Source organism: Microbacterium mangrovi, from assembly GCF_000802305.1.
Classification (GTDB): Bacteria; Actinomycetota; Actinomycetes; order Actinomycetales; family Microbacteriaceae; genus Microbacterium; species Microbacterium mangrovi.
Window position 1 is genome coordinate 25755 of the sequence record NZ_JTDK01000013.1, and the last position, 6897, is coordinate 32651.

At 67.3% G+C, this 6897-nt stretch carries 7 protein-coding genes; 4 read left to right on the top strand and 3 right to left on the bottom strand.

Translation table 11 applies throughout. From position 1 onward, the window contains the following. The first annotated feature begins 2 nt into the window (after window positions 1-2). The gene (locus tag LK09_RS14155) at window positions 3-596 is read left to right on the top strand and encodes a TetR/AcrR family transcriptional regulator (RefSeq protein WP_039400747.1); all 594 of its coding nucleotides are present in this window, start codon (window positions 3-5) and stop codon (window positions 594-596) included. Window positions 597-609: 13 nt separating this feature from the next. On the opposite strand, the gene LK09_RS14160 is transcribed toward LK09_RS14155, so the two are convergent. From LK09_RS14160 to LK09_RS14170, 3 genes are read right to left on the bottom strand one after another with little or no spacing between them, the layout of a single operon-like run. After that, window positions 610-2055 (bottom strand): purine-cytosine permease family protein, encoded by a 1446-nt coding sequence (locus LK09_RS14160; RefSeq protein WP_039400750.1) that lies wholly within the window; start codon window positions 2053-2055, stop codon window positions 610-612. Window positions 2056-2106: 51 nt separating this feature from the next. Next, the gene (locus tag LK09_RS14165; protein ID WP_039400752.1) at window positions 2107-2544 is read right to left on the bottom strand and encodes a TIGR03668 family PPOX class F420-dependent oxidoreductase; all 438 of its coding nucleotides are present in this window, start codon (window positions 2542-2544) and stop codon (window positions 2107-2109) included. A 23-nt stretch (window positions 2545-2567) separates the two neighbouring features. Beyond that, on the bottom strand, window positions 2568-2789 hold the full coding sequence (locus LK09_RS14170) for a hypothetical protein (protein WP_039400754.1): 222 nt from the start codon (window positions 2787-2789) through the stop codon (window positions 2568-2570). A gap of 157 nt (window positions 2790-2946) precedes the next feature. Here LK09_RS14170 and LK09_RS14175 point away from each other — a divergent pair, with 157 nt between their 5' ends. The 3 genes from LK09_RS14175 to LK09_RS14185 all read left to right on the top strand — a co-directional run bounded on the left by LK09_RS14175 (window position 2947) and on the right by LK09_RS14185 (window position 6864). Continuing rightward, window positions 2947-3345: a hypothetical protein gene (locus LK09_RS14175; RefSeq protein WP_039400757.1), complete on the top strand. Its 399-nt coding sequence runs from the start codon at window positions 2947-2949 to the stop codon at window positions 3343-3345. After that, window positions 3342-4073, top strand: coding sequence for an RES family NAD+ phosphorylase (locus tag LK09_RS14180; protein ID WP_052226798.1), 732 nt, complete (start codon window positions 3342-3344; stop codon window positions 4071-4073). Before LK09_RS14175 ends, LK09_RS14180 begins: the two co-directional genes overlap by 4 nt. Before the next feature lie 160 nt (window positions 4074-4233). Then, window positions 4234-6864, top strand: coding sequence for a transglycosylase domain-containing protein (locus LK09_RS14185; protein WP_039400760.1), 2631 nt, complete (start codon window positions 4234-4236; stop codon window positions 6862-6864). Window positions 6865-6897 lie beyond the last annotated feature (33 nt).

The following is a 6897-nucleotide window of genomic DNA, read 5'->3' on the forward strand; positions in this document are numbered from 1 at the left end:
CCATGCCGCGCAGGATCGACACCGAAGAGCGCACCGAGCAGATCGCGTCCGCCGCCCTGCGCGTCCTCGAACGCGTTGGCCTCGCCGGTCTGTCCGTGCGTGGCGTCGCGGCCGAAGCCGGAATCGCCGCGGCCTCGCTGAGACGGGCATTCCCCACGCAGCACGCCTTGCGCGTGTACTGCCTCGAACTCATCGAGGAACGAGTCACGGCGAGGATCAGCGCTCTCGATCTCACCGGCCGAGCCCTGGTCGACGAGCTGCTCGCGCAGTTGCTGCCCCTGGACGCGGAGCGTCGCACCGAGTTGCTGGCACAGGTTCAACTCGGCATCCTCTCGGTGACGGATGCGGCTCTTCGTCCGGCGGCGATCGACCTCAGCGCGGCCGTCGACCGAGCCTGCCGATCCGCCATCGAGATCCTCGTTCACACGGGTGAGCTGAGCGAGGACCGCGATCCCGAATACGAAGCGCGACGACTCCGCGCACTCCTCGACGGAGTCGCGATGCACGGTCTCTGGGGCGGGAACCCGCAGGGAGCGACGCCGGCGCCGGACATCCTCTCGCGCCACCTCGACGAACTCGCCCGGCCGGAGGCCTGAGCCTCCGGCCCGGTCAGGCGACGGTGTCGGCGGCATCCACCCCGATGACGATGTCGGGCTCGTCGGCGAGCGGGCCGCCGAGGGCCGGCTTGAACGCCCGGAAGAACAGGAGATACAGCGCCCCGGCGAGCACGAAGCCCACGAGCGGGGTGAGGTCGCCGATCGGCAGGATCTTCGCGACGAAGCCGGTGTAGAAGCTCTGGTTGCTGAACAGCCAGATCGAGATCACCCCCGCGATGAGCATCGACACGATCCCCGCGGCGTTGCGGTACCGCGCGGCGTCGGGCACGAGTTCCGCGATCGATGTGCCGCGACGCAGGAACCGGTCGACGAAGACGATGCCGAGCCACGGCGCGATCCAGTACGCGATCACGAGCAGGAAGTTCTCGTACCACTGGCCGAAGGACGCGTTGAGGATGGCGGCGAGCGCGATCAGGAATCCGAGGATGCCGAAGCCCAGCGCCACGATCGCGCGGCGCAGCCCGAAGTTGATCCTCACGCCGGCAGCGAGGAACGACATCGCTCCCGAGTAGATGTTCAGGGCGTTGGCGGCGATGGCGCCGATGGCGATCGCCACGAGCGTCAGATCGCGGATGATCGGCGGCATGGGCGCGACGAAGCCGGCGGTGGGGTCGGCCGGATCGAATCCGGCGAGCAGGGCGACGGCCGCGCCCGCCGCCATGAGGACGGTGCACGCGATGAAGTCGCCGAGGCCGGCGGCCCAGGCGATCGCCTTCGGGCTGGCGTCCTTGGGCAGGTAGCGGCTGTAGTCCGACGCGTATGGGTTCCATCCGGCGGCGTACCCGAAGGCGGCCGCGGCGGTGAGCGTGAAGCCCGCGAAGTTGAACGCGTGGCCCTTGATCGGCGCGTTGACGTTCACGTTCAGGAAGATCGTGACGACCGCCACCACGAAGATGGCTCCCAGCACGTAGGTGGCGTACCGCTCGAACCACTGCACCAGGTCGTGGCCGACGAAGGCGAGCAGCACCTGCACCGCCACGATGATGATGAGCGACAGCCACGCCGGCATCCCGGTGAGCACCGTCAGCGCGAGCGCGCCGCTCACGGAGTTGGTGGCGAACCACCCGAGCCCGGCCATGACCGTGTTGAGCCCGGCGGGCAGGATGTTGCCGCGCAGGCCGAAGGCGGTGCGGCTGAGGACGAGCTGCGCGAGCCCCTCGCGCGGACCCCACGTCGACAGGATGCCCTGGCTGATCGAGCCGAGGGCGTTTCCGAGGACGATCGCAGCCACCGCCGACCAGAAGTCGAGCCCGAAGAAGGCGACGCCGATCACCCCCACGAACACCGTCGCGAACTCGAGGTTCGGTGCCGTCCAGGTGGAGAAGAGCTGCCACGGCGACCCGTGCCGACGATCGGGCGGGATGGCCTCGATCCCACCGGGTTCGACGGACAGGGGTTTCGGCGCGGCGGAGGCACCGACAGTGGGGGATGCTGTCATGTCCGCATGCTAGATCCGCGGCGTCGCCGGGTCGAGAGGCTGGAGAAGACTTCACACGGCGGAAACAATCGGCGGATGCCCCGTGCCGGCCCACCCGCTCCAGGCATCCACCCGGATCACGATGACCGGGCCCTCCGGGCGGTGCTCGCGATACTGCGGATAGCGCGCGACGAGGGCGTCGATGGGATGCCGCATCCTCTCGGCATCCTCGACGACGGTCGCCACCCCGTCAGCCCGCACCCACCACAGCCGCGTCCAGTCGTCGACGTACTCGTCGGCGAGGAGCGCCACCCGCGGATTGCGCGCGATGTTGCGCAGTCGCTGCAGTCGCCGGGTGCTCTTCGGCTTGTGGTCGACGGCCGTGAAGACGAGGTCGTCCTCGACGGCGAAGGTGATCGGCACCACGTGCGGTCGACCGTCGTCCCCCACCGTCGCGAGCCTCGCCACGCGCGCCGCCGCCAGGCGCGCCCGCGCGGCCGCCTCGTCCATCCTCACGTCGCCGGCTCTCCGGGCTACTCGCCGTTCGCCTTCTCCTCGATCCAATCGATCGCGGCATCCGACAGCAACAAGCCCTCCGGCCCGTCCTGATCGACCCACCAGGAATCCGATGTCACCACCCCGCCGGCGGCGGTGATCGCCTGGCGCACGTCCGGCGATACCGCCTCGCCGTTGTGCTCGATGAGCCACTCTCTGCTGCTCTCGTCGAGACGGGGCCACCACTCCGCGATGTCCATGCACTCATGGTGCGCCGCCACCGTCCGCACCGCAACGATCCGCCCGACGCAGCGAGTCGCCCGCATGCGACACGACGGAGATAGCGGCGTTCCACCATGCAGTTTCGCATGCACTTTCGGGGTGTATTAGCGTCGGCTTCCGACGTACACTCTCTGTATGGCTACCACCGTTCGACACGATCAGCGGCCAGGGCTACGTGCACACGAAGATTCGATCCGTCTTCCTTTCTCTGAACTCGTCTCGCAGCTGCGAGACATTCTCGGAGTGCGGGTCGTCGCCTACATCGGCGGCGTGAAGTCGGCTCGGTCGGTGTCGACATGGGCCGAAGGGGCGAGCAAGCCGAGCGAAGCAGATCAGCAGCGACTGCGTGACGCGTTTTACGCCGCGGCCCTGTTGCGCGAGAGCTACGACGCAACGACGGTGCAATCCTGGTTCCGTGGGATGAACCCCGCGTTGAATGATGAAGCACCGGCCCAGGTTCTGCGCGAGGGTGACCAGATGAAGGCGGCGCGCGACGTAATCACGGCCGCGAAGTCGTTCGCGCATATCGGATGACGCAGCCCGATCTCGAGATCGAGCCCTCCGACGATCTCGGCGATGTCTGGCGGGTCGGCTTCGACCCCGACATGTGGGCGTGGACGCCGTGGAGGTACGCCGACGACGAGGGCCGCTTCAGTGGCCGGTGGGATGACCAGAGCGGCGAGTTCCGGACGCTCTACACCGCCGACACACTCCTCGGCTGCTTCCTCGAACTACTGGCGCGGTTCCGTCCCAGTCGATCGCTGCTCGACGAACTCGATCAGATCGAGGATGACGATGGCAGCGTGGGGAGGTTCCACGAGGCCGCTGTCGGCGCCGTGGGATACCGCTGGGTCGAGAATCGCCAGTACGGCTCCGCGCGGCAGACCGGTCGCTACTGCTACGTCACCCACTCGCGGACCATGGCAGCCCTCATCGCGCACTACCCATTCGCCGATCACGGCATCGGAGCAGGCGACATCGATTCGGCGGTGCTGAAGGATGCGCGTGACCGCGTGCTGACGCGTTCGATCGCGCGATGGCTGTTCGACCTCGGCTATGACGGAGATGACCTGGTCGACGGCGTGCGGTTCAACTCCCGACATGGCGACGAGATCCGCATGTGGGCGGTCTTCGAGCGCCCCGACGATCCGCCGCGCAGCCCCAAGCTCGAGCCCACGCAGGAGCCCGCACAGGTCACCCCCGAGCTCGATGAGCTGCAGGAGGCATTCCGCCGGTTCGGCCTGCACTGGGACGATAGCTGACGCGGAGCGGGAAGCTTGCCAAAGGGACGCGCACTCGGCGCCGTGATCCGCCCGACGCAGCGAAGCTTTCGGCTCAGTCATCTCCTAATGAAAGCAAACGTTCAGGATACCGGGAGTGTCTGTGCAGGGTCCCCATTGTCGACGTGCCTAGATTGACCGCATGTCCCAGAAGCGGACAGTTGCCGGTGTCCTGGGAGGCCTGTTCGGTCTCGTGGGGTTGAGCGTGCTGGCCGGGATCCTGGTGACAGTGCTGGTGACGCCTGCCGTGACGGTGACCAGTTCCGCGGCGACGCGCGCGATCACCCTGTTCGAGGATCTCCCGAGCGCTTTGACCATCGACAAGATCAGTCTCCCGTCGACGCTGTACTACCAGAACCCGACGACGCATCAAGAGGTCGTGCTGGCGAAGTTCTACGACCAGAACCGGTCTCCGGTGAAGTGGGGTCAGATCGCACCGGTGATGTACGACGCGATCCTCTCGAGCGAGGACAAACGCTTCTACGAGCATGGCGGCGTCGACCCGGTCGGCACCACGAGCGCACTGATCTCGAACATCACGGGGCGAAGCTCGCGCGGCGGTTCCTCGATCAGCCAGCAGTACGTGAAGAACGTGCTCATCCAGCAGTGCGACTGGAACGCGACCGGCAACAGCGTGGATGCCGCCAACAGGTGCTGGCAGCAGGCCGCCGGGGTGACCGGCACGGCCGGCATCCAACGCAAGATCCAGGAGATGCGCTACGCGATCGCGCTGGAGCAGAAGTACTCGAAGAACGAAATCCTGCTCGGCTACCTGAACATCGCACTTTTCGGCGGCACAACCTACGGCATCAACGCGGCGGCGAAGTACTACTTCGGCGTGCCCGCCAGCAAATTGACCCTGGCCCGGGCGGCGATCCTGGCCGGCATGGTGCAGAACCCGAACACGTACCGGATCGACCTGCCCGGCGGAACCGCCACCGTGAACGGCAAGGCGGTCAACGGCAAGAACGACAAGATCGCGCTCGTCCAGGTCGGCGACCACTACGACATGGTCGACCCGGCATCCGCGCCGAAGGATGCCGTGAAGATCACGGGCTACTCGCTCACCAAGCAACGGGAACTCTACGTGCTCGGGCAGATGCTCAAGGACGGCAAGATCACCCAGAAGCAGTACAACGACGCCGCGATCGCGCCGATCGTCCCGAAGATCACCCAGCCGTCCTTCGGTTGCGCCTATTCGGTCGCTCCCTACTACTGCCAGTACGTGCGCAACACGATCCTCGCCGACAAGGCCTTCGGTGCGACGGCGACCGATCGGGGACGGATGCTGCAGAAGGGCGGCCTGAAGGTCTACACGACCCTGGACCCGCGGGTGCAGAAGGCGGCGCAGGATGCCCAGGACGCGTACGTGCCGACCCACGTCTCCTATATGAGGCTCGGCTCGACGTCGGTGAGTCTGCAGTCCACGACGGGTCGCGTGCTGGCGATCGCGCAGAACACGAAGTACAGCGACACCAGCAACAAGGACGGGTACCAGACGGTCATCTACGCCGGCGATGCGAAGAACGGCGCGTCCGGCGGCTTCAACGCGGGTTCGACGTTCAAGCTGTTCACTCTTCTCACGTGGCTGAAGGACGGGCATCCGCTCAACGAGATCGTCAACGGCAACCACCAGTCCTTCTTCCGGTGGCACGATTCGTGTCTGCCACGCGGGAGACTGATCGAGCCCACGGGGTATCAGCCCGGCAACTTCCAGCACGAGGCGGGCAGGTTCGGAACGCCGCTGGAGTTCACGAAGATCTCGCTGAACTCCGGCTTCTGGGCAATGGCGCACGAGCTCGACCTGTGCGAGATCGGAAAGACGGCGGCGAGTCTCGGTGTGACTCTCGGCGACGGCGCCCCGATCCCGCTCTCCACCTCGGGCGGCAAATCCAGCCCGGGCGGCTACCCGTCGCCGTACGAAGTCCTCGGGTCCGACAACGTGTCGCCGCTGGCGATGGCGGCCGCCTACGCGACGATCGCGAACAAGGGCATCCACTGCCAGCCCAAGGTGATCGACCGGGTCACCGATGCCGGCGGCACGCCGCTGCCGATCCCGAAGACCACCTGCACGCAGGTGATCGCCCCGAAGATCGCAGCCACCGCCGCGTATGCCCTCAAAGGCCCGATGTCGCCGGGCGGAACAGGCGCGCTCGGCAACCCGAACGACGGCACCGAGCTGATCGGCAAGACCGGGACGCACCAGTCGTTCGAGACGTGGCTCGACACGTCGAGCACCGCGGTCACCACGGCGAACTGGGTCGGCGCCTGGGGCGGCATCAGCTCCGACACCAACAGCGCGCCGCGGATGGACCTGCACTACTACCGCGGCACGCTGTTGTGGAACATCCGCTACGCGCTGGCCCACGACATCCAGGGTGCGATCGACAAGTGGTATCCGGGCGGAAGCTTCCCCCCACCGGATCCCAAACTCACCGGGGTCGGTCAGAAGTCCGTCCCGAACGTGGTCGGCATGAGCGTGGGGGATGCGATCCAGGCTCTGCTGAAAGCCGGATTCGGCTGGGTCATCAGCGCGCCGGTCAGCTCCGGCCTGCCGGCGGGCACGATCGCGCAGCAGGACCCCGCACCCGGCGTCACGAGCGCTGGCCGGCGCGTCACGATCAGCCCGAGCGACGGTTCGGGCGCTGCGTCCGGCGGGGGCGGCAACGGGAACGGGAGCGGGAACGGCGGCAATTCGAGTCCGAGTCCGAGCCCGAGCCCGTCGGGGACCGGTGACGGGCACGGGCACGGGCACGGCGGCGGCCACGGCTGACGCACACGACGACCCGCCCCCCCCCCCCCCCCC

Coding starts and splice junctions, on each gene's coding strand:
- LK09_RS14180 (WP_052226798.1), top strand. CDS start 3,342: ATGACGCAGCCCGATCTCGAGATCGAGCCCTCCGACGATCTCGGCGAT.
- LK09_RS14155 (WP_039400747.1), top strand. CDS start 3: ATGCCGCGCAGGATCGACACCGAAGAGCGCACCGAGCAGATCGCGTCC.
- LK09_RS14160 (WP_039400750.1), bottom strand. CDS start 2,055: ATGACAGCATCCCCCACTGTCGGTGCCTCCGCCGCGCCGAAACCCCTG.
- LK09_RS14185 (WP_039400760.1), top strand. CDS start 4,234: ATGTCCCAGAAGCGGACAGTTGCCGGTGTCCTGGGAGGCCTGTTCGGT.
- LK09_RS14165 (WP_039400752.1), bottom strand. CDS start 2,544: ATGGACGAGGCGGCCGCGCGGGCGCGCCTGGCGGCGGCGCGCGTGGCG.
- LK09_RS14175 (WP_039400757.1), top strand. CDS start 2,947: ATGGCTACCACCGTTCGACACGATCAGCGGCCAGGGCTACGTGCACAC.
- LK09_RS14170 (WP_039400754.1), bottom strand. CDS start 2,789: ATGGACATCGCGGAGTGGTGGCCCCGTCTCGACGAGAGCAGCAGAGAG.